This is a genomic window from Amycolatopsis vancoresmycina, from assembly GCF_000716785.1.
Classification (GTDB): Bacteria; Actinomycetota; Actinomycetes; order Mycobacteriales; family Pseudonocardiaceae; genus Amycolatopsis; species Amycolatopsis vancoresmycina.
The window spans coordinates 231,662-256,300 of record NZ_JNYY01000009.1; the positions used below are offsets into that span (position 1 = coordinate 231,662).

At 72.6% G+C, this 24,639-nt stretch carries 24 protein-coding genes and 1 pseudogene; 10 read left to right on the forward strand and 15 right to left on the reverse strand.

Annotation, left to right across the window (positions count from 1 at the left end):
* The first annotated feature begins 160 nt into the window (after window positions 1-160).
* Window positions 161-1,063 (forward strand): hypothetical protein, encoded by a 903-nt coding sequence (locus OO60_RS23540; RefSeq protein WP_240490631.1) that lies wholly within the window; start codon window positions 161-163, stop codon window positions 1,061-1,063.
* On the opposite strand, the gene OO60_RS23545 is transcribed toward OO60_RS23540, so the two are convergent.
* The 3 genes from OO60_RS23545 to OO60_RS23555 are packed head-to-tail and all read right to left on the reverse strand — an operon-like array spanning window position 1,060 to window position 3,064.
* Window positions 1,060-1,293 carry a helix-turn-helix transcriptional regulator gene (locus OO60_RS23545; RefSeq protein WP_003066897.1) on the reverse strand — a complete coding sequence of 78 codons (234 nt, stop codon included), beginning with the start codon at window positions 1,291-1,293 and terminating at the stop codon, window positions 1,060-1,062. The genes OO60_RS23540 and OO60_RS23545 overlap by 4 nt on opposite strands.
* 2 nt (window positions 1,294-1,295) lie before the next feature.
* On the reverse strand, window positions 1,296-2,141 hold the full coding sequence (locus tag OO60_RS23550; RefSeq protein WP_003066895.1) for an ABC transporter permease: 846 nt from the start codon (window positions 2,139-2,141) through the stop codon (window positions 1,296-1,298).
* Window positions 2,138-3,064, reverse strand: coding sequence for an ABC transporter ATP-binding protein (locus OO60_RS23555; protein ID WP_081655763.1), 927 nt, complete (start codon window positions 3,062-3,064; stop codon window positions 2,138-2,140). The genes OO60_RS23550 and OO60_RS23555 overlap by 4 nt, the downstream gene beginning before the upstream one ends.
* Window positions 3,065-3,153: 89 nt before the next feature.
* Between OO60_RS23555 and OO60_RS47845 the strand changes: the two are divergent.
* The 4 genes and pseudogenes from OO60_RS47845 to OO60_RS23570 all read left to right on the forward strand — a co-directional run.
* A pseudogene (locus OO60_RS47845) lies at window positions 3,154-3,309 on the forward strand (DUF6191 domain-containing protein); the annotation flags it as partial.
* A gap of 4 nt (window positions 3,310-3,313) precedes the next feature.
* Window positions 3,314-4,387 carry a nitrite/sulfite reductase gene (locus tag OO60_RS23560; RefSeq protein WP_081655762.1) on the forward strand — a complete coding sequence of 358 codons (1,074 nt, stop codon included), beginning with the start codon at window positions 3,314-3,316 and terminating at the stop codon, window positions 4,385-4,387.
* Window positions 4,384-5,007, forward strand: a complete 624-nt coding sequence (locus OO60_RS23565; RefSeq protein ID WP_003066882.1) for a precorrin-8X methylmutase — start codon at window positions 4,384-4,386, stop codon at window positions 5,005-5,007. The genes OO60_RS23560 and OO60_RS23565 overlap by 4 nt, the downstream gene beginning before the upstream one ends.
* Window positions 5,004-6,491, forward strand: coding sequence for a precorrin-2 C(20)-methyltransferase (locus tag OO60_RS23570; protein WP_003066879.1), 1,488 nt, complete (start codon window positions 5,004-5,006; stop codon window positions 6,489-6,491). The genes OO60_RS23565 and OO60_RS23570 overlap by 4 nt, the downstream gene beginning before the upstream one ends.
* On the opposite strand, the gene OO60_RS23575 is transcribed toward OO60_RS23570, so the two are convergent.
* Genes OO60_RS23575 through OO60_RS23605 form a run of 8 tightly spaced genes read right to left on the reverse strand, consistent with a single transcriptional unit; the run spans window position 6,485 to window position 15,819 of the window.
* A complete protein-coding gene (locus OO60_RS23575; RefSeq protein ID WP_003066876.1) occupies window positions 6,485-8,179 on the reverse strand; it encodes an ATP-dependent nuclease in 1,695 nt (564 codons plus the stop codon). The genes OO60_RS23570 and OO60_RS23575 overlap by 7 nt on opposite strands.
* A gap of 32 nt (window positions 8,180-8,211) precedes the next feature.
* Window positions 8,212-11,304, reverse strand: a complete 3,093-nt coding sequence (locus tag OO60_RS23580; protein WP_081655761.1) for an arabinosyltransferase domain-containing protein — start codon at window positions 11,302-11,304, stop codon at window positions 8,212-8,214.
* A gap of 18 nt (window positions 11,305-11,322) precedes the next feature.
* Window positions 11,323-11,982 (reverse strand): 5,6-dimethylbenzimidazole synthase, encoded by a 660-nt coding sequence (bluB, locus tag OO60_RS23585; RefSeq protein WP_003066870.1) that lies wholly within the window; start codon window positions 11,980-11,982, stop codon window positions 11,323-11,325.
* Entirely contained in the window at window positions 11,979-12,698 is a 720-nt protein-coding gene (locus OO60_RS23590) for a cobalt-precorrin-6A reductase (RefSeq protein WP_003066867.1), read from the reverse strand. Before OO60_RS23590 ends, bluB begins: the two co-directional genes overlap by 4 nt.
* Complete coding sequence (locus OO60_RS23595; protein WP_003066864.1) at window positions 12,695-13,711, reverse strand: Gfo/Idh/MocA family protein; 1,017 nt, start codon at window positions 13,709-13,711, stop codon at window positions 12,695-12,697. Before OO60_RS23595 ends, OO60_RS23590 begins: the two co-directional genes overlap by 4 nt.
* A complete protein-coding gene (gene cobM, locus OO60_RS23600) occupies window positions 13,708-14,469 on the reverse strand; it encodes a precorrin-4 C(11)-methyltransferase (protein ID WP_003066862.1) in 762 nt (253 codons plus the stop codon). Before cobM ends, OO60_RS23595 begins: the two co-directional genes overlap by 4 nt.
* Window positions 14,466-14,648 (reverse strand): hypothetical protein, encoded by a 183-nt coding sequence (locus tag OO60_RS46535; protein WP_155848855.1) that lies wholly within the window; start codon window positions 14,646-14,648, stop codon window positions 14,466-14,468. The genes cobM and OO60_RS46535 overlap by 4 nt, the downstream gene beginning before the upstream one ends.
* A 40-nt stretch (window positions 14,649-14,688) precedes the next feature.
* Window positions 14,689-15,819, reverse strand: coding sequence for a bifunctional cobalt-precorrin-7 (C(5))-methyltransferase/cobalt-precorrin-6B (C(15))-methyltransferase (locus OO60_RS23605; protein WP_003066859.1), 1,131 nt, complete (start codon window positions 15,817-15,819; stop codon window positions 14,689-14,691).
* An 88-nt stretch (window positions 15,820-15,907) separates the two neighbouring features.
* On the opposite strand from OO60_RS23605, the gene OO60_RS23610 reads away from it, so the two are divergent.
* The 5 genes from OO60_RS23610 (at window position 15,908) to OO60_RS23630 (ending at window position 21,241) form a co-directional block, all read left to right on the forward strand.
* A complete protein-coding gene (locus OO60_RS23610; protein WP_003066855.1) occupies window positions 15,908-17,854 on the forward strand; it encodes a putative cobaltochelatase in 1,947 nt (648 codons plus the stop codon).
* Window positions 17,854-18,468 (forward strand): cob(I)yrinic acid a,c-diamide adenosyltransferase, encoded by a 615-nt coding sequence (gene cobO, locus OO60_RS23615; protein ID WP_003066852.1) that lies wholly within the window; start codon window positions 17,854-17,856, stop codon window positions 18,466-18,468. The genes OO60_RS23610 and cobO overlap by 1 nt, the downstream gene beginning before the upstream one ends.
* Window positions 18,462-19,793, forward strand: a complete 1,332-nt coding sequence (locus tag OO60_RS23620; protein WP_033262093.1) for a cobyrinic acid a,c-diamide synthase CobB — start codon at window positions 18,462-18,464, stop codon at window positions 19,791-19,793. Before cobO ends, OO60_RS23620 begins: the two co-directional genes overlap by 7 nt.
* Window positions 19,786-20,802: an Rv2231c family histidinol phosphate aminotransferase CobC gene (gene cobC, locus OO60_RS23625; protein ID WP_003066842.1), complete on the forward strand. Its 1,017-nt coding sequence runs from the start codon at window positions 19,786-19,788 to the stop codon at window positions 20,800-20,802. Before OO60_RS23620 ends, cobC begins: the two co-directional genes overlap by 8 nt.
* An 82-nt stretch (window positions 20,803-20,884) precedes the next feature.
* Complete coding sequence (locus OO60_RS23630) at window positions 20,885-21,241, forward strand: VOC family protein (RefSeq protein WP_003066839.1); 357 nt, start codon at window positions 20,885-20,887, stop codon at window positions 21,239-21,241.
* On the opposite strand, the gene OO60_RS23635 is transcribed toward OO60_RS23630, so the two are convergent.
* The 4 genes from OO60_RS23635 to OO60_RS23650 all read right to left on the reverse strand — a co-directional run bounded on the left by OO60_RS23635 (window position 21,225) and on the right by OO60_RS23650 (window position 24,634).
* On the reverse strand, window positions 21,225-21,911 hold the full coding sequence (locus OO60_RS23635; protein ID WP_033262094.1) for a helix-turn-helix transcriptional regulator: 687 nt from the start codon (window positions 21,909-21,911) through the stop codon (window positions 21,225-21,227). The genes OO60_RS23630 and OO60_RS23635 overlap by 17 nt on opposite strands.
* A 32-nt stretch (window positions 21,912-21,943) precedes the next feature.
* On the reverse strand, window positions 21,944-22,684 hold the full coding sequence (locus tag OO60_RS23640) for an adenosylcobinamide-GDP ribazoletransferase (RefSeq protein ID WP_244885569.1): 741 nt from the start codon (window positions 22,682-22,684) through the stop codon (window positions 21,944-21,946).
* A 319-nt stretch (window positions 22,685-23,003) separates the two neighbouring features.
* The gene (gene cobT / locus OO60_RS23645; RefSeq protein WP_003069153.1) at window positions 23,004-24,017 is read right to left on the reverse strand and encodes a nicotinate-nucleotide--dimethylbenzimidazole phosphoribosyltransferase; all 1,014 of its coding nucleotides are present in this window, start codon (window positions 24,015-24,017) and stop codon (window positions 23,004-23,006) included.
* A 14-nt stretch (window positions 24,018-24,031) separates the two neighbouring features.
* A complete protein-coding gene (locus OO60_RS23650; RefSeq protein ID WP_003069156.1) occupies window positions 24,032-24,634 on the reverse strand; it encodes a bifunctional adenosylcobinamide kinase/adenosylcobinamide-phosphate guanylyltransferase in 603 nt (200 codons plus the stop codon).
* Window positions 24,635-24,639: the final 5 nt, after the last annotated feature.

The window sequence follows — 24,639 nt, forward strand, 5'->3', positions numbered from 1 at the left end:
GCCAGGACCGCCGGCCACCGCGGCCTTTAGCGAAATACCCACCCGTTCGGGTTACGTGAAGGTATCAATACTCGCTTTGGTGACGTTACAACTGACCCCATCGGGGGACAAATGGCAGCCAAGCTAACTAACGGGTGACATCAGTACACTCCGCCTAGTGATGAGCCGACCGCGGATGTTGCTCAGCGTGGCCGGCGTGGCCGTCGCTCTGGCCCTGGTCCTCACCCTGGTGCTGACCTCGGGTGACGACGCACCGCAGAAACCCGTGCCGGAGGCCGGTTTGGATTCCCTGGTGACCGACTTCACCGCGAAGCTGTCCGCGGACCAGGACTACCGCTCACCGAAATCCGACGAACGTCGGACGGCGGCGGCCGGTTTCGCGGCGGTGCTGGACCGCCGCGGCCCGGCGGACCTCGAAAAGCTCGGGTTCTCGGTGCGCGACGGCGTCGACCCGGCGACCGGGCGGCCGTACACGATCGCCGTCAACGAACCCGGCACCGAGCGGGCGTGGGGGATGTACGTGATCGACCGGTCGGCCCCGCCGTCGCTGGCGATCGAGGTGCCGCACCCGGCGTTCGACCTGCGGACGGAGCTGTTCGGCGTCGACCTGTTCCGCCGCACGCCGGGCGCGGTGCTGCTGGTGGCGGGGGCGCACCGGAAGGCCGACGACAGCAAGGCCGACGTCGCGCACGAAGAGGACTCGGTGTTCCACGTCGTGGCTTCGGCGCTGGCCGGCCGCGGGCTGGCGCAGGTCCAGCTGCACGGCTTCCACGACGAAAACCTGCCGTCGACCGACATCGTGCTGTCGTCGGGAGCAGCGGTGGCCGGCGACGCGGCCCGCCGCACGGCGGCGCGCTTGACGGCGGACGGGTTCGCGGTGTGCCGGGCGTGGGAGGAGCGCTGCGGAGCTCTGGAGGGGACGAAGAACGTCCAGGGCAAACTCGCGGCCGCGGACGACACGGTGTTCCTGCACGTGGAAATGAGCCGGACGGTGCGGGAGTCGCCCGGACGACGCGCTGACGTCGTCCGGGCGCTCACCGAGGCCGAGCTGGCCAAGCCCTAGGCGGACCGCTCGCCCAGCCGCGGGAACGGCTTCGTCGCGAACAGCACCTCGACGGAGACCTCGAAAAACTCCGCGATCCGCAGCGCCAGGTACAGCGAAGGACTGTACTCGCCGCGTTCGAGGTAGCCGATCGTCTGGTAGTGCACCCCGAGGGCCTCCGCCAGCTGCCGCCGCGAGATCGACCGCTCCGCGCGCAGCATCGCGATCCGGTTGTAGACGACCTCACTCATGGCTACCCCACACGCTGCATGGCCTTCTGCCGCCGTTCGGCCACCGACGAGCCCGCTTCGCGCCGCGCCATGCGGCGGAGCAGGACCGGGGCCAGCGCGAAGCCGAGCACCGACCAGGCGAGGAGCACGGCCAGGGTGGCCAGCGGCCGCCACGACTGGCCGATCTCGACGACGACCGCGCCGTCCGGCAGCAGCGCCGACCGCATCCCGAGGCCGAGCCAGTACATCGGGAACACCTGCGCGATGTCCTGCACCCACACCGGCAGCGCGGTGATCGGGTAGAAGATCCCCGAGATCGCGCCCAGGCCCATGACCGGCAGGGTGATCAGCCCGATCGACCGCGCGCTGTTGGCCAGCGACCCCAGCGCGGCGCCGATCGGCATCGTCGCGACCATGCCGAGCACCAGCACACCGAGCAGGTGCAGGTACGACCAGACGCCGTCCGGTGCCAGCGCGGAGAACGCGAACAGGCACGGGACCAGGACCGCGACCACCGACGTGAGCTGGGCGAGCGACAGCGCCGTCGTCTTCCCGACCAGGTAGCCGAGCATCCCGTTCGGGGTGGCCTTCGCGCGCAGCAGCGTGCCGTCCTCGCGGTCGACGGCCAGGTAGCCGGCCGCGCCGGTCAGGCCCTGGAACACGACGCCGGCGCCGAGCACGCCGGGCACGGTCGCCGCGCCGAGCGAGAACGACGTGCCGGGCAGCGTGGCGTTGCGCATGAAGAACAACGTACCGAGGAAGAGCAGCACGAAGACGACCTGGCCCACCACGTCGTCGAGGTTGGTCCACGTCTGCTTGAACTCGATCCAGCCGCGGGCCAGCCCGGCACGCAAGGCGACGGCGTTCATCGCGCACCCGCTTCCTGGAGCCCCAGCTCCGTCTCGCCGCCGGTCTCGGCGCGGTGGACCAGCGTCATGTAGGTGTCCTCCAGCGACGCGCGCCGGACCTCGAGGTCCGCGACGGCGTCGCCGTGCTGCTTGAACAGGTCGTACACGTACTTCGTGGCCTCGGTCGTCGAGTGGACGAACCGCTGCCCGCCGACGCTCCAGCGGACCTCGGCCTCGCCGGAGATCTGCCTGCTCAGCTCGTCGGCCGAGCCGTCGGCGACGATCCGGCCGCCGTTGAGGATGAGGATCCGGTCGGCCAGCTTCTCGGCCTCGTCGAGGTCGTGCGTGGTGAGCAGGATCGTCGTGTCGAGCTCGTCGGACAGCCGGTGCACCAGGTCGTGGAACTCGCGCCGGGCCTCGGGGTCGAAGCCCGCGGTCGGCTCGTCGAGGAACAGCAGCTCGGGCCGCCCGACGATGCCGATGGCGACGTCGAGCCGCCGCCGCTGGCCGCCGGAGAGCTGCTTGAGCTTCCGGTGCGCGTGCTCGGTGAGCCCGACCGTCGCGATCAGCTCGTCGGTGTCCCACGGCCGCGGGTGCGACGCCGTCGAGTACGGCGCGTAGTACCGGCCGAGGTGGGCAAGGAGCTCGCGGACACGCCATTTCCCGTGGTCACGCCAGGACTGGAGGACGACCCCCAGCCGCGCCCGCCAGTCCTCGCCGCCCTGGGCCGGGTCGGCCCCCAGCACGCTCACCTCGCCGGCCGACCGCATGCGGAAGCCCTCGAGGATCTCGATCGTCGTCGTCTTGCCCGCGCCGTTCGGCCCGAGCAGGCCGACGACCTCCCCCCGGTACGCCTCGAAGCCGACGCCGTGGAGCACGTCGTTCGTCCCGTACCGCATCCGCAGCCCGCGCACGCGGACGACGGCATCGCTTGGATCTCTCATCACGTTGACCCCCATCTGACTGATGCGATCGAATGTAGCACACCTACTACATTCGATGAGAGTTCTGCTGTGCCGGGAACGGCACCAAGCGGCGTGAGCTGGAACACCGGGAAACGATGTCGATGCTCGTCGAGCAGGACGCCGAAGGCGCGCCACCCCGGCGTGACGTGGACCTGGACGCCGGAACGGCCCGGATCCGGCCCCGTTCGGACCCGCCGGAGCCGCAAGACCGCCAGCTACAGTGACCCCATGCCGACCCCAGCACGTGTGCGAGCCGACGCGTGCCCCGGTGTTTTCGCACCCCACGACGCCGCCGACGGGCCATTGGCCCGGGTGCGGCTGCCCGGCGGCACGATTTCCGCAGCGCAGCTGCACGCGCTGGCCGACGCGGCCGAAGCGTGCGGCGACGGCGACCTCCACCTCACTTCGCGCGGCAACGTCCAGCTGCGCGGCGTCACCCGGCCCAGCCTCGCGGCCCGGCTGGCCGACGCCGGCCTCCTGCCGTCGCCGTCGCACGAGCGGGTCCGGAACGTCCTCGCGTCGCCGCTGAGCGGAGTGCGCGGCGGCCTCGCCGACGTCCGCGGCCTGGCGGGGGCACTCGATTTTGCGCTGTGTTCGGCACCGGAACTGGCGGCGCTGCCCGGGCGGTTCCTCTTCGCCTTCGACGACGGCCGCGGCGACGTCGCCGGGGAGGGCGCCGACGTCTGCTGGCGTGCGCTGGATTCCGGAACGGGGACGCTGCTGCTTGCGGGTGGCGACACCGGGCGGCGGGTGGCCCGCGCCGACGCCGTGGCCGCGTTGATCGAGGTCGCGCTGGAGTTCTGCCGGATACGCGGGTCCGCGTGGCGCGTCGCCGAACTCGACGACCCGGCCTGGCGCAGGACGCCGGTGCCGCGTGTCGAGGTCTCGGTGCCGGTGGGGCTGATCGAACGGGACGGCGGCTTCGCGGCCGGGGTCGTGCCGCGCTTCGGGCAGCTGTCCGCGGCGCAGGCGCGGGCGCTGGCGGAATTCGGGACGGCGCTCGTCACGCCGTGGAAGACCGTGGTCCTGCCGGACGTGCCCGCCGACGTCTTCGAACGGCTGGGTTTCGGCGGCGAGGCACTGGGAACCACCGCGTGCATCGGCCGTCCGGGCTGCGCGAAGTCGCGCGCCGACGTCCGGGCCGACGCGGTGTTCCGGCCGGGCCTGCGCGCGCACTTCTCGGGCTGCGAACGGCGGTGCGGGAAGCCGTCGCGCTCCCATGTGGACGTTGTCGCCGAAGCGGGGGGCTACCGCATCGACGGCCGCTGGGTGCCGCTCGACGAGCTGAAGGGAAATCTGTGATCGACTACCTGCGGGACGGTGCCGAGATCTACCGGCACTCGTTCGCCACGATCCGCGAGGAGGCGGACCTGGCGATCCTGCCCGACGACGTGGCCGGGCTGGCGGTCCGGATGATCCACGCCTGCGGCATGGTCGATCTGGTCGACGACCTGCGCTACACGCTCGACGTGGTCGAGTCCGGCCGCGCGGCCCTCGAAGCCGGCGCGCCGATCCTGTGCGACGCACAGATGATCGCCAGCGGCGTCACCCGCCGTCGCCTGCCCGCGGACAACGAGGTGCTCTGCACGCTCTCGGACCCCGGTGTCCCATCGCTGGCCGAGCGGATGGGCACGACACGCTCGGCGGCGGCGCTGGAACTGTGGCGCGACAAGCTGCCCGGTTCGGTGGTGGCGATCGGCAACGCACCGACGGCGTTGTTCCGCCTGCTGGAGATCCTCGACGAAGGCGTCGGCGCGCCCGCGGCGATCATCGGCGTCCCGGTCGGGTTCGTCGGCGCGGTGGAGTCCAAAGTGGAGCTCGCCAAGCGAGCGCCCGCGCCGTACCTGGTGGTGCACGGCCGCCGAGGTGGCAGCGCGATGGCCGTGGCGGCGATCAACGCCCTCGCGAGCGCAGAGGAATGACCGGCACGCTGTACGGCGTCGGGCTCGGCCCCGGTGACCCGGAACTGATGACGGTCAAGGCAGCGCGCCTGATTTCCGAGGCGGCGGTGATCGCCTACCACTGCGCGCGGCACGGCCGCAGCATCGCGCGCTCGGTCGCGGAGCCGTACCTGCGCGAGGGGCAGATCGAGGAGAAGCTCGTCTACCCGGTCACGACGGAGACGACGGACCACCCGGGCGGCTACGAAGGCGCGATCGCGGACTTCTACGAGCTGAGCGCGAAGCGCCTGGCCGAGCACCTCGACGCGGGGCGCGATGTGGTCCTGCTCTGCGAAGGCGACCCGTTCTTCTACGGCTCGTACATGTACATGCACGAGCGCCTGGCCGGCCGCTTCCAGGCGGTGGTGGTCCCGGGCGTGACATCGGTGAGCGCGGCGGCGTCGGTGATCGGCCGCCCGCTGGTCCAGCGCGACGAGGTCCTGACGGTGCTCCCGGGCACCCTCCCGGCCCCGGAGCTGGCCCGCCGCCTGGCGGACACGGACGCGGCGGCGGTCCTGAAGCTGGGCCGGACGTTCTCGTCGGTGCGGGAGGCGTTCGCGGAGGCCGGAAAGCTGGACGACGCGGTGTACGTCGAGCGCGCGACCTGGGGACAGCAGCGGATCGAGCCCCTGGCTTCGGTGGATCCTTCGACGGTGCCGTACTTTTCGCTGGCTCTGCTGCCTTCGCCCGCTTATGCGTCACGGCAGTCTCCTGCTTCGCCTGCTCCTGCGCCTGCTGCCGGGGGCGAGGTCGTCGTCGTGGGTCTCGGCCCGGCGGGTCCCGAGTGGCTGACCCCAGAGGCGGCTTCGGAGCTTTCGGCTGCGGAACACATCGTCGGGTACGGGCCGTATGTGGCGCGGGTGCCGCAGAAGGCGGGCCAGCAGCGGCACGCGTCGGGCAACCGCGTGGAGGCGGACCGGGCGCGCGAAGCGCTTTCCCTGGCTGCTTCCGGGGCTCGGGTCGCGGTGGTGTCCTCGGGTGACCCGGGGGTGTTCGCGATGGCGTCGGCGGTGCTGGAGCAGGTGTCAGCGGGCCACGGCTCGGGGGTTCGTGTCCGGATCGTCCCGGGCGTGACGGCAGCGCAGGCGGCGGCGTCCCGGGTGGGAGCGCCGCTGGGTCACGATTACTGCGTGCTGTCGTTGTCGGATCGCTTGAAGCCGTGGGAGATCATCGAGAAGCGCCTGGACGCGGCGGGCGCGGCGGATCTGGTGCTGGCGCTGTACAACCCGGCGTCCCGCACCCGGACGACCCAGCTCGCCGACGCCCGTGCTGTCCTCCTGCGCCATCGTGCTGCTTCCACGCCGGTCGTGGTGGCCCGGGACGTGGGTGGCCCGGAGGAGGACATCCGCATCACGACGCTGGGGGAGCTGGACCCGTCCACAGTGGACATGCGCTGCCTGCTGATCGTGGGTTCCTCGAAGACCCGATCCGAGAACGGCATCGTCTGGACGCCCCGCAGTTACTGATGGCGTGAGATGAACTCGGCGGCCGCGAGCACGAAGTCCCGCGCGGCCGCCGAGTTCCGTCCGGTTTCGAGCACCGTTCGCAGCCACTCGGCTTTGTTCTCGCCGGAGATGTCGGGGTGGAAGCGTTCCAGCTCGCCGCACGGGACCACGAAGATCCCCAGCTCGCGCAGGCCCCGGTCAAGGTCCTCGAAGGCGGTCACGGCGTCGCCCGACAGATGGTGGACGCCGTACTTCTTGAACTGCCGCCAGCCGCTCACCGGGCTGACGGCCTCCTTGATCTTGGCGATCTCGCCGCTGCTCAAGGAGGGCGCCTTGCTGCGGGCGAACTGCGCCTCGACAAGGGCCTTGGCGGCGGTGCGATCGACCTTCCGGCCCCACGACTGCACGGAGTTTTCGATGACCGCCCGGGCTTTCGCGAAAGCCTCCGGATCGCCGCCCTGAGCGACGACGACCTCGGCGAAGTCCTTGTCGTCGCGGAGGAAGTCGATGTCCAGTACTGCGACGACGGGCACCCGCGCCGAGCGCAGCGCATCGACGGCCCGGCCGACGCGGGCCTTGCCGTTGCAGTGGGTGAAGTGGATACCCGGCGCGGAGGTTCCGGCTTCGAGGACCGAGCGGTAGTAGGTGCAGTCGGATTCTGCTTCACAGACGATCACGCCGCGGGAGAACAGCCCGTCGACGATCGGGTAGTACTTCACGAGCGGGTCGTCGTAGAGCGTCCGGACCTTCGCCGGGGCGATGCTCGCCACGTGGTTGGTCGCGCCGGTCCGGGTCAGCCGAGTGATGGCGACATCCGCGCGCACCGAAGTGATGCCCTTGATGATGTCGGCGCTGTGCGTCGCCACGATGACCTGCGACCCCGCGGCGTGCTCCTCGGCGAGGAACCGGCCCAGCAGGTAGGCCTGCGGCGGGTGCAGGAACGCTTCCGGCTCGTCGATGAGCACGATGGGGTAGTGGGAGGTCTTGAGCGCGAAGAGGATGCTCGCGAACGCCCGGAACCCGTCACCCTGTTCCGCCAGTCGCGGTAGCTCGTTGAGTTGCCGCAGGTATTCGCGGCTCACCGGCGGCGCAGACTCGGGTTCGGTGACTTCGCCGACGTGCAGCGTGATTTCGGGTGTTGCGTACCGGTTCACGGTCAGCGGTTCGCCGAACGCGCGGCGCAGCAGGTCACTCATTGCGCGTTCGAATTCCCGGTCCTGGTACAGCAGCTGGGCCATGCCGGTGGGCCGCTGCGTGTACGGGTTGAACGCCTGCCCGTCGAGCGGCAAGCTCAAGCTGCTGTGCGCGCTCAGCTGGAGGACGAGAAGCGGGCACAGGACTCCGAGCCTACCGGGGTACCTCCCGAGGTGTTCCCAAGCGTTGGCAATCTGCGAGAACGTCAGGACCGTTCCCGAGTTCGTCCGGATCTGTGCTTCGTCGCCGGTCGATTCGGGCTCCCGGACGGGATGTGTGCGTCGGATCCAGGCCAGGAACCCCTCGTACTCCATCGGGGAATCGATGGCGACCTGCCGCAGGATCCGATTCGGCGGATGCGCTTGCTGGCCGGCTTGAAGTGCGAGCTGGGTGCCGAGTTCGCGCAGCAGCAGGCTTTTGCCGACGTTGTTCGGTCCCACGATCACCGTGAGGCCGTCGGCGATTTCCACCTCTTCGCCGGACTGCAGTTCCAGGCTCCGGAGCTTGAGCACCATGGCGTCATCCTGTCACGGTGCCCAAGCCGGATTCAGCGCGTCGGGTCCTTGCCGTTCGGCTGCCGCGGTCCCGGACCCGGTGACCACCAGCCCGGCACCGTCTTCTCGCCGTGCACCACCGTCGGTGCGATGCCTTCCGTGAACGGCTCGATCTGCAGCAGCTGGCCCCACGACTGGCTCGGCTGGCCGATCAGGTAACTCGGCACCTCCGGCTCCTCCGCCAGTTCCTCCAGCCACCCGATCGGCCCGCCGTTCGTCGAGGACGCCCACTGGGCCTCGTCCGCCAGGCCGCCCGCGGTGATGCGGTAGTCCGGGACCTGCGAAATCCCGTCGTGCGACGTCACCGGCTGGACGCACGGGTACACGAACGACGCCGGCCAGTCCACGTACACCGGCTTCGAGCCGATGCGGTCCGTCAGTGTCGTGAACGTCGGGACGCGCGGGGCCGACGCCGCGATCCAGCCGTCCTCGGTCAGGTCGTTGTCCACGATGTTGATGCGGACCGCGTTCGTCTCCGGCGGGAGGTCGCGCAGGTTGATGCGGGTGTCGTTCCAGCCGCCCGTGCCCGAGCCCGGCGGCAGCATGAACTGGCTGCGCAGGACCTTCACACCGTCCGGGGTGTCGACGCCGTAGTCCAGGCTCACCGAGGTCGGACGGCGGGCCGCGCCCGCCGTCGCCACCACGATCTGGCCGTCCGCCGGCTTCTCCGTCAGCGCGTACCAGTCGCTGCGCAGCCGTCCCGCGCGCGTCTCCGGGTCGAGGTAGCTCGACCACATCGGCACCTTCTCCGGCGTGAACCCGTGCGGCGGCTCTGCTAGGGGGTCCTTGTCGTCGATCGGGCGGGTGTGGAAGCCGGTCTGGACGCGGCCGTTGTCCTGGTCCGGGTTCGGCAGCGGCGAGTCCGTCTCCTTGGGCTTCTCCGCCACGGTCCGCTGCTCGGCCTGCGCGTGCAGGATGCTCGTCGCCGCGTCGCGCTCGACCATCACGTGGTCGGAGAGGTTGCAGCTCTTGCCGAACAGGTGCCCGACGTTCGCCGCGCCCAGGCTGTAGCTGCCGGACTGGTTGTGGATCGCCCACGCCATCGTGACGAACTCGCCCGCCGCGACCAGGCCGCAGACCACCACCAGCGACAGCGACCCGAGCCGCAGCGCCCGCAGCCGGCCCTCCTGCGGCTGGTCCGGCAGCCCCGGCCGGTGCGCGCGGACGTTCTCGACGAACGCGTACACCCCGGCGGCCGCGGCCGCGACCAGCAGGATCGTCGACAGCGGGATGCCACCGACCGACGGCGCCACGTTCGTCCACTGGACGCCGAGGCGGGAGACGAACCAGTACGTGTTCGGCCCGGTCGCGGCCAGCGCGGCGACCACCAGCAGCGCCGCCAGGAACGCCGCGCGGTTGCGTTTCGACCGCAGCACCGTCGAGCTGGTCGCGAGCGCCGCCAGCGCCGCCATCGACGCGCCGACCGCCGCGAACGCGCCGAAGTGGTGCGTCCACTTCGTCGGTGTCAGGGCCAGGAGCAGGAAGAACAGCGCCGTCGTGCCGATCAGGCGGCGCGCCGGGCCGAGCGCCGCGCCGGGGATCCGGCTGCGGCGCAGCAGCACCACCAGGCAGGTGGCGGTGCACAGCACGACCAGCAGCACCGGGAACCGGCGCGGCGCCGAGCCGTCCGGCAGGTCGGCGAACAGCAGCTGGTAGCGCGCGAGTTCCTGGAACCACGACAGGTTCGGGCCGACCTGGGTGCGGATCCGGGTCGCCTCCTGGACGGTCGCGAACGTCTGGTCGGCGAACACCACGACCAGCACGAGCAGCCCCGCGGCGGCGACCGGCGCGAGGACCGGCAGCCAGCCGCTCTCGTTCGCGCGTTGGCGGATCAGCTTGAAGAGCGGCCGCGCGGCGACCAGGAACGGCGCCACCGCGATCAGCCCGGTCGGCGTCGCGGCCAGGGTGAACCCGGCCGCGGTCAGGCCGAGGCACAGCGGCAGCAGCCGCCGCGTCACCAGCGTGCGCTCGACCGCGCAGATCGCCAGCAGCGAGCCGAGCGCGGCCACCGGTTCCGGGCGGACGCCGTTGTTGTAGGGCATCCACCAGATCAGGAACACCGTCGCCGCGGCCCAGCTGGCCGGGCGGCTGGTGCGGATCTGGCTGCCGAGGCGCGGCATCACCTCGCGGCTGATCAGCAGCCAGCTCAGCACGCCGAGCAGGAACGACGGCAGCCGGATCCACGGCGGCACCGTGCTGACGTGCGTCATCAGCTCGAAGACGTGGTAGAACCAGCCGAACGGCGCCTCGGCGACGCCGAACCAGCGGTGGTAGTTCGTCAGGTAGCCGGTCGCCTCGGTGACCCGGGCCATGGTCAGGATGTAGCCGTCGTCCGAGGTCACCGGCCCGATGAAGACCCACGCACCGAGCGCGATGATCACCGTCGCGTCCCGCGCGGTCAGCCGCCACCAGCCGACCGGCGCCCAGCGCGGCGCACGTCTCGCGAAGCCGGAGTCGCGGCGCCAGACCGCGATCAGGCAGCCGATCAGCGACAGGATGGCGAGCACGCCGACGACGATCTTCAGCGCGGTCGGCGACGTCTGGTAGCGCGTGTCCGGCACGACCGAGACGTGCAGCCCGGCGATCGGGTCCTTGCTCGAGTTGATCGAGGAGTAGATGCCGACCACGCGGGGCCGGACGTCGCCGCCGGCGTGGAAGATCGGCGTCCCGGCCACGGCGAGGGTCATCTGCGTCGCGTCGACGTCCAGCTCGACGTCGCACTTCTCGGCGGGCAGCGGCTGCTGGGCGATCTGCTGGCCCTGGCTGGAGGCGAGCAGCACGCCGTTGTCGACGCGCAGCTGCAGGCCGACGCCGTTGCCGGCCTTCGGGTCGGTGCGGCCGTCCGGCACGGTGGCGAACAGCAGGCCGGGACCGTTCGTGCGGGCGTCGACCGAGCGGATGGCCGCGCACGGCAGCTCGGCGCGCAGGTCCTCGGCCCAGTACCCGGTCAAGGGCGCGTTGACGGAGCGGGTGTCGCTGCCGGTGGGCCAGACGACCTCCGCCGTGTCCTGCACCACCGGCAGGAAGGGGAAAGCCAGCGCGCACAAGGCCGAGAGCAACCCCAGCGCTACGGCAATCAGACGCATCGGCGCAACGCTAACGGGTCAGACGTCGGCGGTTGACGCAGCCCCCGGGTCACGCGGGGTGAACCTGCCGTGGTGTATCGCCGCGGTCAGGGGACGGCGGCTCCGCCAACCGTGGCGTTCCAGGTCGGGCACGGTCTCCAGCCTGCTGACCGGGCCGACGCAGAGCCACGCGACCGGCCGGACGCCGCCGGGCACGCCGAGCAGCTCGCCGAGGAACGGTTCGCGGTAGAAGCTCACCCAGCCGACGCCCAGGCCCTCCGCGGTCGCGGCGAGCCAGAGGTTCTGGATCGCCAGGCACACCGAGTACAGCCCGGCGTCGGCGATGGCGTGCCTGCCGAGCACGTCGGGCGCGCCGCGCGCCGGGTCGTAGGTGACGACGATGCCCAGGCTCGCCTCGAGGATGCCCTCGATCTTGATGTTCGCGAAGGTGCTCGCGCGGTCTTCGCCGAGCTGCCCGGCGAACACCTCGCGCTCCTCGTGGACGTGCTTGGCGAACTTCTCGCGCGTCACGACGTCGTCGACCAGCACGAAGTCCCACGGCTGGGTGAGCCCCACGCTCGGCGCGGCGTGCGCGGCCTCGAGGACCCGCATGAGCGTGGCCTCGGGGATCGGCGCGCCGGTGAACTCGCCGCGGACGTCCCGCCGTTTGCGCAGGACTTCGTAGAACTCTTCGATCATCGGTGCAGGACCCATTCGACGGCGGCGGGGACGGTTTCGGCGGTCTCGGTGGCGGGGCGGTCCGGCCGCCTGACGAGCAGGACGGGCATGCCGAGCTCGCGGGCGGCGGTCAGCTTCGCGCTGGTCTGCGCGCCGCCGGAGTCCTTCGTGACCAGGACGTCCACCCGGCCGAGCAGCTCGCGCTCCGCGGCCACCTCGTACGGCCCGCGGGCGAGGATCAGCTCGTGGTGGCGCGGCAGCGGAGGCTCGGGCGGGTCGACGCAGCGGATCAGGAACCACAGGTCGTCGAGGTGCGCGAAGGCGGGCAGGCCCTGGCGGCCGCTGGTCAGGAACACGCGTTTACCCAGGTCGGCGAGCATTTCTGCGGCTTCGGCGAGGTCGGCGGCCCAGTGCCAGTCGTCCTGCGGTCCCGCCTGCCAGCCCGGCCGGGCGAGCCTGAGCAGGGGCGTCTGCGTTCGCTCGGCGGCCGTTGCCGCGTTCGCGCCGATGCGTTCGGCGAAGGGGTGGGTGGCGTCCACGACCGCTTCGACCTGGTTCTCGCGCAAGTACCGCGCGAGACCTTCCGGGCCGCCGAAGCCGCCTACGCGCACTTCGCCGACGGGGAGCCTCGGCCGCGCGACTCGCCCCGCCAGCGAAGAGACAACCTCGACTCCGCGTTCGGTGAGCGCTTCGGCGAGCTTCCGGGCTTCGCCGGTCCCGCCGAGGATGAGGATCACGAGCGACGCCCGTAGCCGACGGCTTCGCGCCAGCGGTCCAGCGTCCGCATGTTGGCGAGGGTTTCGGCCCAGGTCAGCTCGGGCGCCTGGCGGTCTCCGACGTGCGCGGCGACGTGGTCCGCTTCGCGCGCGAAGACGCCCTGGGTCGCTTCGACCTCGATGACCTCCGGCTCGCCGTCGGCCGGGGTCAGGACGATCTGCGAGACGCCGGGGTGGCGCAGCGGGTGGATCCACGCGGGCCGCGGAATGTGGATCTGCCCGTGCGAGCCGAACACGCGGATGCCGTCCTCCCGGGTCAGCCGGATGCCGCACGAGATCGTGGCGAGGATGTCGCCGGGCAGGCGCAGCAGGCCGGTCGCCCACTCGTCGACGCCGGTCGCGGACAGGTGCGCCATCCCGCTGACCTCGGACGGCTCGACGACGTCCTGCCCGGTCGCGGCCTGCGCGACCAGCCGGGCCAGCGAGGTGCAGTAGCAGCCGACGTCGAGGATCCCGCCGCCGCCGAGCGCGGGGTCGCTCAGCCGGGCGGTCTCCTCCGGGTTGCTGTCGAAGGAGAAGGTCGTGTCCACCGCGCGGACCTCGCCGATCGCCCCGGAGGAGATCAGCTCGGCCAGCCGCCGCGTCTGCGGGTGCAGCCGGTACATGAACGCCTCCATCAGGAAGACGTCGTGCGCGCGGGCGGCGTCGATGACCTCCCCGGCATCGGCGGCGGTGAGCGTCAGCGGCTTCTCGCAGAGCACGTGCTTGCCGGCCTCGACGGCGGCGATGGCCCATTCCTTGTGCAGCGCGTGCGGCGTCGAGACGTAGACGGCATCGACGTCCGGGTCGGCGAGGAGGTCTTCGTAGCTGCCGTAGGCCTTCGGGATGTCGAAGCGCGTGGCGAACTCCCGGGCCCGCTCGCCGTCCCGGGCGGCAACGGCGGCGAGGACGCCGTGCTTGCTCTCGTCGACGCCCGCGGCGAAGTGGGCGGCGATGGTCCCGGCGGCCAGCAGGCCCCAGCGCAGTTCCGTCACAACGACTCCGGTTGGTTCGCCCGGTCACGGGCACTCGAGTACAGGAAGCTGTCGGGGAAGTTCGTCGTGGCGAGCACCCGCCCGACGAAGATGGTGGCGGCGCGCGTCATCCCGGCGTCGCGGACCAGGGCGGGGAGTTCCCCGAGCACCCCGCGCACGACGGTTTCCCCGGCCTGGCTCGCGAGCGCGACGACGGCGACGGGACAGTCCCTGCCGTAGTGCGGCGCCAGTTCCCCGGCCACCCGTTCGACGTGGTTGACGGCGAGGTGCAGCGCAAGGGTGGCCCCGGTCGCGGCGAAGGCGGCGAGGGTCTCGCCGGGCGGCATCTTGGTGGAGCGGGCTTGAACCCGGGTGATGACGAGGCTCTGCCCGATTTCGGGCACGGTGAGCTCCCGCTTCAGCACGGCGGCCGAAGCGGCGAAGGCGGGCACCCCGGGAACGACGTCGTAGGGAACCCCGACGGCATCGAGCCGCCGCACCTGCTCGGCGACGGCGCTGTAGAGCGACGGATCCCCCGAGCACAGCCGCGCAATCTCGTGCCCGGCGCGGTGAGCGTCGACGAGCTTCTCGACGATCTGCTCGAGGCTGAGGTTCGCGGTGTCGACGAGCTCGGCGCCGGCCGGGCAGTAGGCGAGGAGGTCGGGCGGGGTCATGCTGCCGGGGTAGAGGCAGACACCGCAGCGGGCGAGCAGGTCCCGGCCCCGCACGGTGATGAGGTCGGCAGCCCCGGGCCCGGCGCCGATGAAGTGCACGGTCATCGGCTGCTCCAGGTGACGGTGGCGGAACGGGCGGTGGCAGGCTGCCACACCCCGCGACCGGCCGTCGATGTCGTGCTCGTCACCGGCTCCCCGGAGGTGGCCGCGCGACGGCCGCGGCCGGGGTTCGCCATCGCCGCGTGCCCCGTGCCGTCCTTGGCCGTCGGGCGGCGGCCGGTCATCGGCAGCTCCGCGGTCCGCGATCCGACGGTCGGCCGCTGGTCACCGGCTGCTCCACTGGGTCACGACCCGTGCCGGCGTCCAGCCCGTGAAGCCGCCCAGCGGCGCCGCTTTCTCCACGCCGATCCGCAGCAGCTCCCCTCCGTGCTCCTCGTACGCGCGCGCCAAGACCTGCTCGGCCTCCAGCGTCACCCCGTGGGCCACCACCCGCGCGCCCGTCGCCAGGCACGCGTCCAGTACGCCGGGCGCCGTCACGCCGCCTCCGATGAAGACCGCGTCCGGTGCCGGCAGCGCGGTCAGCGCCTCCGGTGCTTCCCCCGTCACCACCTCCAGTTCCGGTACTCCCAGGTCCAGTGCGTTCCGCCCGATCCGCTCCGCCCGCTCCGCCGAGCGCTCGATCGCGACCGCGCGGTTCAAGCCGTTCAGCCGCGACCACTCGATGCCGACGCTGCCCGCGCCCGCGCCGACGTCCCACAACAGCTCGCCGGGACTCGGCGCGAGGCGGGCCAGCGCCGACACGCGGAGGTCGCGTTTGGTCAGCTGCCCGTCGTGGGCGTACACGTCGTCCGGGATGCCGATCAGCGGCAACGCCGGACCCGCGCACGCCAGCGCGAACACCGTCAGCGGACCGGGATCGCCGGCCCAGCCGTCGGAGACGCGCTCGTCGGGCCCGCCCAGGTTCTCCAGCGCGATCAGCTCACTCTCGCCATAGCCCCGCACGGTGAGCAGGGAGCGCAGAGCCGTCGCGTCGGCACCCAGGACGAGCACTCGCCGGCGCGGCGCCAGCACCCGGGCGACGCGGGCCGACGACCGGCCGACGATGGTGACCACCTCGGTCTCCTCGGCGGACCAGCCCAGCCGTGCCCGGGCCAGTGTCACCGACGAGAGCGCGGGCAGCGCCTCGACCTCGTATCCATGGGCCACCAGTGTGGCACCCACCCCCGACAAAAACGGATCTCCGCTGGCCAGGACGCAGATCCGGGCGCCTTCGTGCTCGGCGATGACCGCGTCCAGCCCGGGCAGCAGCGGCGTCGGCCAGGCCTGCGCCGGGAGCCCCTCGGGGAGGTACCCCAGCTGCCGTGGCGCGCCCAGCACGACGTCGGCGGCGAGCACCGCGGCTCTGGCCTGCTCCGACAGCCCGGACCAGCCGTCGGCCCCGATCCCGACGACCATCAAGGGTGATTTTTCGCGCACGATTTCCCACCCTAAGCGAGCCGGGCGCTGTGCGATGATCGGCCGGTCGCCGACCTCAGGAGCGCTGTTGAAGCCGTACCCGTTCACCGCCGTCGTCGGGCTGCCCGACCTGCGCCTGGCGCTGGTCCTCTCGTCGATCTCACCCGCCGTCGGCGGGGTGCTGGTGCGCGGCGAGAAGGGCACCGCGAAGTCGACCATGGTCCGCGCGCTGGCCGGCCTGCTGCCCGGCGTCGACGTCGTCGACGGCTGCCGGTTCTCCTGCGATCCCGCCGCCCCCGACCCGCTCTGCCCGGACGGCCCGCACGAAGGCGCGAAGAGCCATCGGCGGCCCGCCAAGCTGGTCGAACTCCCCGTCGGTGCGGCCGAAGACCGCGTGATCGGCTCCCTGCACCTGGAACGCGCGCTCGCCGAGGGCGTCACGGACTTCCAGCCCGGCCTGCTGGCCGCCGCGCACCGCGGGCTGCTCTACGTCGACGAGGTCAACCTGCTGCACGACCACCTCGTCGACACGCTCCTGGACGCCGCCGCGATGGGCCGCGCGACCGTGGAACGCGAGGGCGTCTCGGTGTCGCACGCGGCGCGGTTCGTGCTGATCGGCACCATGAACCCCGAGGAAGGCGAGCTGCGGCCGCAGCTGCTGGACCGGTTCGGGCTGACCGTCGAGGTCGCCTCCAGCCGCGACCCGGAGCAGCGCGTCGAGGTCGTCCGGCGCCGCCTGGCCTACGAAGCCGATCCGGACGCCTTCGCCGCGCAGTACGCCGACGAGGACGCCCGGCTCGCGGCGGACATCGAAGCCGCGCAACGGCTCCTGCCCGCCGTCAAGCTCCCCGACGAGGCGCTGCGCCAGATCGCCGAGGTCTGCGCGTCCTTCGAGGTCGACGGCATGCGCGCGGACATCGTCACCGCCCGCACCGCGGTCGCGCACGCGGCCTGGGCCGGCCGTGACGAGGTGACCACCGACGACGTCCGCGTCGCCGCCCGCCTCGCCCTGCCGCACCGCCGCCGCCGCAACCCGTTCGACGCCCCCGGCATCTCGGAAGAGCAGCTGGAGCAGGCCCTGCAGGACGCGCAACCGGATCCGGGGCCGGAGGACGACGGCCCCGGCTCGGGCTCGACGCCGCCGGAAGCACCCGAACCGCCGCAGAGCAGCGAAAACGCGCCGCAGGGAGAGCCGAAGCAGAGTGGCGGGCAGCAGAAGACCGTCGGCGCCGGCGAGACGTTCAAGGCCCGTGTCTTCCGCGTCAAGGGCATGGGCGAAGGCGAGCGCGGCCGCCGTTCGCGGGCGATCACCGACAGCGGCCGGACCATCGGCGTGCAGCCCCCGAGTGTCCATGAAGGACGGCCGCACCTGGTTGCGACCGTCAAAGCCGCGGCACCGCACCAGAAAGCCCGCGGCCGTGCGGGGGCCGGTTTGAAGCTGCGGCCCGAAGACGTCCGCTACGCGCTGCGCGAAGGGCGTGAGGGCAACCTCGTGCTGTTCTGCGTGGACGCGTCCGGCTCGATGGGCGCCAAGGCCCGCATGCGCGAGGTCAAGTCCGCGGTGCTGTCCCTGCTGCTCGACGCCTACCAGCGCCGCGACAAGGTCGGGCTCGTCACGTTCCGCGGCGCCGCGGCCGAACTCGCGTTGCCGCCGACGATCAGCGTCGACGCCGCCGCGTCCCGCCTGGACGGCCTGCCGACCGGTGGCCGGACGCCGCTGGCCGAAGGGCTCCTGGAGGCGGCGCGCGTGCTGCGTGTCGAGGAGATCCGCGACCCCCGGCGCCGCCCGCTGCTGGTCGTCGTCACCGACGGGCGCGCCACCAGCGGCCCCGACGCCGTCGCCCGCGCCCAGGCCGCGGCCGGCCTGCTGGCCGGCGTCACGACGATCGTGATGGACTGCGAAAGCGGCAAGATGCGGCTCGGGCTGGCCGCCGACCTCGCCGCCCACCTCGGCGCGGAACACGTGCCCCTCGCCGACGTCGCCGCCGAATCGCTGGCGGCCGCCGTCCGCGCCCGGACCGGAAAGGCCGCCTGATGCCGCAGGGGAAGCCCGAGGTCGTCCCGGACGACGGCCTGACCACGCGCCAGCGCCGCAACCGGCCGCTGCTCGCCGTGCACACCGGCGAAATGAAGGGCAAGTCGACCGCCGCGTTCGGAATGGCGTTGCGCGCCTGGAACCAGGGCTGGTCGATCGGCGTGTTCCAGTTCGTGAAGTCGGCGAAGTGGCGCGTCGGCGAGGAAGCCGCGTTCAAGGCGCTCGGCCAGCTGCACGACGACACCGGCCAGGGCGGGCCGGTCGAGTGGCACAAGATGGGCGAAGGCTGGAGCTGGGCGCGCAAGTCCGGTTCCGAAGAGGACCACGCTTCGAACGCTCGTGAGGGCTGGGCGGAGATCAAGCGACGGCTCGCCGCCGAGACGCACGACTTCTACGTCCTCGACGAATTCTCGTACCTGCTCAAGTGGGGCTGGCTCGAGGTTGACGACGTGGTGTCCACTTTGGTCTCCCGGCCAGGGCACCAGCACGTCGTCATCACCGGCCGGTACGCGCCGCCGGAACTGGTCGAGGTTGCCGACCTGGTGGCCGAGATGACCAAGGTCAAGCACCCGATGGACGCCGGCCAGAAGGGCCAGCGGGGGATCGAGTGGTAGCGCGCGTGGTCGTCGCCGCGCCCGGTTCCGGGCACGGCAAGACCACGATCGCCGCCGGGTTGATGGCGGCGCTGCGCGCGGCCGGGCACCGCGTGTCCGGGCACAAGGTCGGGCCGGACTTCATCGACCCGAGCTACCACGCCCTCGCCACCGGCCGTCCGGCGCGCAACCTCGACCCCTTCCTCCAGGGTGAGGATCAGCTGGTTCCGTTGCTGCGGCACGGTTCCCGCGGCGCCGGCATCGCCGTGATCGAGGGCGTGATGGGCCTGTTCGACGGGGCACTCGGCACCGAGGGCTACGCTTCGACGGCCCACGTCGCCCGGGTGCTGGACGCGCCGGTGGTGCTGGTCGTCGACGCCTCGGCCGCCTCCCGCAGCGTCGCCGCGACCGTGCTCGGGTTCGCCCACTACGACAACCGGGTGCGGCTCGCCGGGGTCATCCTCAACAAGCTGGGTTCGCAGCGGCACCGCGACGAGATCGCCTCGGCGCTGGAAGCCACCGGCGTCCCGCTGCTGGGGTCGTTGTACCGCAACGAAGAGATCCACGCGCCGAGCCGGCACCTCGGGCTCGTCCCGGCGGCGGAACGGGCCGCCGAGGCGCAGGACGTGCTGCCCGCGCTCGCCGCCTGGGTGCGGGAAGGCGTCGACCTGGAAGCGGTCGTCCGGATCGCGTCGGCCGCTCCCCGGCTTTCGGCGCCGCCGTGGGAACCATCCGGTGTGGACGGTCCACAAGTGACGGTCGCGGCCGCCGGCGGCCCGGCGTTCACCTTCCGCTACACCGAGAACGTCGAGCTGCTGGCCGCGTGCGGAGTCGAGGTCGTGGACATCGACCCGCTGCGGGACGAAGCGTTGCCCGACGGGTGCGCCGGCCTGTACTTCGGCGGCGGGTTCCCGGAGGTGCACGCGGCCGAGCTGTCGGCGAACACGGCGTTGCGTTCTGCGGTGGCTTCGGCGATCGAGCGCGGGATGCCGGTCAGCGCCGAATGCGCCGGGCTGCTGTACCTGTGCCAGTCACTGGACGGCGTGCCGATGGTCGGCGCGGTGCCCGCGGACGCGAAGATGACCGCCCGCGGCAAGCTGGGCTACCGGCGCGCGGTCGCCGTCGAAGACAACCTTCTGGCCACGGCCGGGCAGCGCGTCACCGGGCACGAATTCCACCGCACCGAGGTGACGCCGTCCCACGGCGCCTCGGCCGCGTGGGGCTGGGACCGGCAGCTGGACGGCTTCGCGTCGCCGACGCTGCACGCGTCCTACCTGCACGTTCATTGGGCCGGGTACCCCGAGCTGGCCCACCAGTTCGCCGCGCGGGTCCGGGCCCATGGCTGAGTACGATCTGCACCACCACGGCGACCGCGAGGTCGGGCCCGGGCTGGTGGACCTGGCGGTGAACGTCCGGCTGCCGCGGCCGCCGTCGTGGCTGCGGGAAGAGCTGGTGTCCGCTGTGGACTCGCTGGCCGCCTATCCGTCCACAGTGGATGCGTTGCACGCGGTGGCCGCGCGCCACGGCCGTGCTCCGGAAGAAGTCCTGGTCACCGCGGGTGCCGCGGAAGCGTTCACGCTGCTGGCGTCGGCATTGCGGCCGCGGCGGGCAGTGGTCGTGCACCCGCAGTTCACCGAGCCGGAGGCTGCGTTGCGAGCCGCCGGGCACGCGGTCGAGCGCGTGGTTTTGTCCGAAGTGGACGGTTTCGTGCTGGATCCGGCGCTGGTGCCGCCCGACGCGGATCTCGTGTTCGTGGGCAACCCGACCAACCCGACATCGGTGCTGCACCCGGCGTCGGTGCTGCGCTCGCTGGCGCGGCCCGGCCGGCTGCTGGTGGTGGACGAAGCGTTCCTCGACGCGGTGCCCGGCGAGGCCGAGAGCCTGGCCGCCGGCCACCCGGGGGTCGTCGTGCTGCGGAGCCTGACGAAGACGTGGGGCCTGGCCGGGCTGCGTGCCGGGTACGTGCTCGCTCCGGCGGACGTCGTCGAGCGGCTGCGCGCGGTGCAGGTGCCGTGGTCGGTGTCCACGCTGGCCGGGGTGGCGACGGTGGCGTGCTGCCGTCCGTCCGCTGTGGAGGAAGCGGAAAAGCTGGCGGTGACGGCGGAAGCCGACCGCGAGTACCTGGCGTCCGGCCTGGCAGCGGCGGGCATCGACGTCCTGGGCGACCCGCGCGGCCCGTTCGTGCTGGTCCGCGTCCCGGGCGGGGCGGCGGTTCGCGCTCGGCTGCGTGAGGTGGGGTACGCGGTGCGTCGTGGCGACACGTTCCCCGGGCTGGGGCCGGACCACCTGCGCCTGGCGGTGCGCGACCGCGCGACGACGGATGCCTTCCTCACCGCGTTGCGGAAAATCTTGTAAACACCGACAGGGGGTTGTCGCTGCCACGGCCGAGAGTGGGTGTCGACCGGGAAACGCCCGGCGAGGCAGTGAAAGGACCACCATGCCCGGATTCAACGACGTCGCCTGGTTCGAGATCGGCAGCCCCGACCCGGCGGCCGCGGAACGGTTCTACGGCGAGGTCTTCGGCTGGAGCGTCGCGCAGGACGAAACGGCGAGCACCGATTCGGCCTACCGCGTGATCAACACCGGCGGCTCGCGCGGCGGGCTGGCCACGGGCACGGAGAACTACGCGGTGTTCACCGTGCTCGTCGAGGACGTCGACGCCACCTGCCGCCGGGTCGAGGAAGCCGGCGGGCAGGTGCAGCGGCCACCGGTCGTCAACCCGGTCGGCGTGAAGTTCGCCCACCTGCTGGACCCGGCGGGCAACCACTTCTCGGTGTTCACCCCGCCAAGGTGAGCGGCACGGCGTCGCCGGACGGGATGTCGAGGTCTTCGGGCCGCAGCGGACGCGGCGGGGGGACCTCGGCGGTCACGGTGAACGAGACGATCCGGTCGGTGCGGAACGCCCGGATCTCCCCGCGCAGCCGGCACCAGGCCACGAGGTACCAGTGCTCGGGCTTGCCCACGTACCCCATGGGCTCGATCTCCCGGCGGGTCACGGTGCCGGCGCGGTCGGCATACCGGATGCGCAGGACACGGCGGATGCCGAGCACGTGCGGCATCGGCGGGATGGGGCCGTCGCCGAGCAGGTGGACGCAGGTGGCGAGGTCCCGCGCCATGACGGCGTCCTCCTGCCGCATCGCCGCGACGAGCTTGCGCAGCGCCGAGCGCCCCTCCGCCCGGAAGGGGGTGCCGTCGAGGTGTTTCAGGGCGAGCGCCATGGCGACGGCCTCGGCGGGCGTCAGGTTGACCGGCGGCATGGTGTGGGCCTTGTCGAGGCAGTACCCGCCGGTGCGGCCGGTCTCGGCGTAGATGGGCACGCCGGACTGCTGCAGGGCGCTGATGTCCCGTTCGACGGTGCGGACGCTCACCTCGAACCGGGTCGCGAGCCAGCGCGCGCTGCGCGGGCGAGGCGACACGACACGGAGCTCCTCGACGAGGGCGTAAAGACGATCAGTGCGGTTCACGTGGCCGACTGTAGGAGGGGGGTACGACAGTTTCAGACGAGCGCGAGCAGCGCGGCCGCGACGGCAGCCTCGACACCGGCGCCGAGGACGTCGCCGGTGACGCCACCGAGGCGCTTGGTGCACCGGAGGAGAAGGGCGCCGGCGGTGGCGTAGGCGAGGAGCACGGCGAGCGGTCCCCGCCACCACGGAACGCCGGGTAGCAGCGTGGCGAGCCCGGCGGCGGCCACCCCGACGGCAACCGCGGCGACGCGCGGAACCGAGCCGGCGACGGTGGCACCGAGGCCTTCGGGCCGGGCGGAGGGCACACCGCGCGCGCACGCCATCGAGAGGGTGCACCGCCCGATGAGGACCGCGGCGGCCGCCGTGAAGGGATTGGCGGCGGTGAGCGCGCCGACCTGGAGGAGGAGGACGAGCACGAGGGTCGCGACCCCGGTGGGCCCGGAGTCGCCGCGGCGCATGACGTCGAGAGCCTTGGCGCGGTCGTAGGAGGCACCGAGCCCGTCGGCGGTGTCGGCGAGCCCGTCGAGATGCAGCCCCCGGCTGCCGAGCGCGACGGCCCCCAGCGCGAGGGCGGCGGTCGCGAGCGCCGGGACGCCGAGCGCCGTCCCGGCGGCCACGACGAGCCCGGTGGCCACGGCCAGCGGAAGGGAGGCGAGCGGAGCGAGCAGCATGGCCCCACCGGCAACCCGCCGGTCGATGACGCGCGGCGCCGGAACGGGGACGGTGGTCAACGTCCCGACGGCCATCCGCACGGAGTCGAGCCACCGGCTCATGCCGGGGCGTCCGCAGGTCGCTGACCGGGTGGCCGGGGGGAGCGCGAGTCACCGAGGCCGGGCATCCTGGTTCCGGCGGCGAAGGCGCTGTGCAGATGCCTTAAGGGCGGTCGGCACCCGCTGCACTGGCGACCGGGCTCGCGCGGCAGCTCGACCCGGGCCTGGACGTGCTGGGCTTGGCGGGCGGCTTCGCAGGCCACCAGCCGCTTACGCCGCGCTGGGATGCTCGCCGCATCGGCTGAAGCGGATCTGCTGCGGGCAGCCCCACCGCAGATCCGCTCGGGACCGTGGCCTGCGAGACCGGCGCCGTGGCCGGCTGTCATGCCAGGTCGGCCAGCAGGCCCATGTCCGCCAGAATGGCGCGCGCCGCCCGCAGCGTCGGCACCGCCTGGACCGCTCCGCTGCCCTCGCCGAGCCGCAGGCCGAAGTCCAGGATCGGCTCCAAGCCCAGCGCCTTCAGCGCGAACGCCTGCGAAGGCTCCGTCGACCGGTGCCCGGCCAGCCACCACTGCTCCGCACCCGGGGCGATGTCCCGCGCCACCAAGGCTGCCGCGCCCGAGAACACTCCGTCCAGCAGCACCGGGATGCCCAACTCCGCCGCCTGGACCAGGAAGCCCGCCGTAGCCGCCAAGCAGGCGCTGCCCAGCGCCGTCAGGCGCTCGAACGGGTCCTCCGTGCGGCCCGTCGTCCGGGTCAGGGCCGCCGCCACCGCGGCCGTCTTGCGCTCCAGGCCTGCCGCGTCGACGCCCGTGCCCGTGCCGACCACCTCCGCCGCCGGCAGGCCCAGGGACGCCGCCACCACGGCCGCGCACACCGCCGTGTTGCCGATGCCCATGTCGCCCGGGATCAGCACGTCCGCTTCGCGCTCCTCCCGCGCGATCGCCCGGCCCGCCTCGAACGCCGCCTGCGCTTCGCCCGGCTGCAGCGCGTCCTCGACGTCGATCGAGCCCGAGCCGCGGCGGATCTTGTGTGCCGTGACCGAGGGCGGGATGTCCGCGCCGTCCCAGTCGACGGCGATGTCCGCCACCCGCACCCGGGCGCCGACCTGGGCGGCCAGCACGTTCACGCCGCTCTTGCCCGCCAGGAACACCCGCACCATCGCCGCCGTCACCTCGCGTGGGTACGCCGACAACGCCGACACGCCGTGGTCGCCCGCGAAGACCACCACGCGGACGTCGTCCAGTGGCCGGGGCGGGACGGTCCCGTGGGCCGCGGACAGCCAGGCGGCGATCTCCTCCAGCCTGCCCAGCGCGCCGAGTGGCTTGACCAGGCCGTCGAGCCGCTCCAAGGCGGCAGTGCGGGCGGCGGGGTCGGGCACGGGTACGTCGAACACGGGGCGCCTCCTGGCTACAGGTCGAGCGCCCGGCCCGCGACGACCAGCACGACCCGGTCGGCGTCGGCGGACACCCGGTTGTTGAGTGCGCCCAGCACATCACGGAACAGCCGTCCGGACGACGTTGCGGGCACCACACCGCTGCCGACCTCGTTGCTGACCGCGACCACCGGCACCCGCGCCGCGGCCCAGGCGGCGAGGAAGTCCTCGAGCCGGTCGTCCAGGCGGTGCTCCCAGCCCGGCTGCTGCCGCCACGCGCCGACGTCGTCCAGCACGCGGGACAGCCACGTGCCGAGGCAGTCGATCAGCAGCGGCTCGGTCGCGCTCCGGAGGGTGCCCGCGAGGTCCGTGGTCTCGACGGTCTTCCAGTTCGCCGGCCGCCGGGCCTGGTGCGCGGCCACCCGCGCGGCCCACTCGGGGTCGTCCTCGCCCGCGGGCAGGCCGGGCGCGACGTAGACGAGGTGCGCGTGGCGGGCGACGAGCCGCTCGGCGTGCCGTGACTTGCCCGAGCGGACCCCGCCGAGGACCAGCACCTTGCCTTCGTCGCGCCCGTACCGGCGGAGGGCGCGAGCCAGGGTTTCCAGACACCCGGCGAGCCGGTGGGTCAGCTTCGTCATACCGG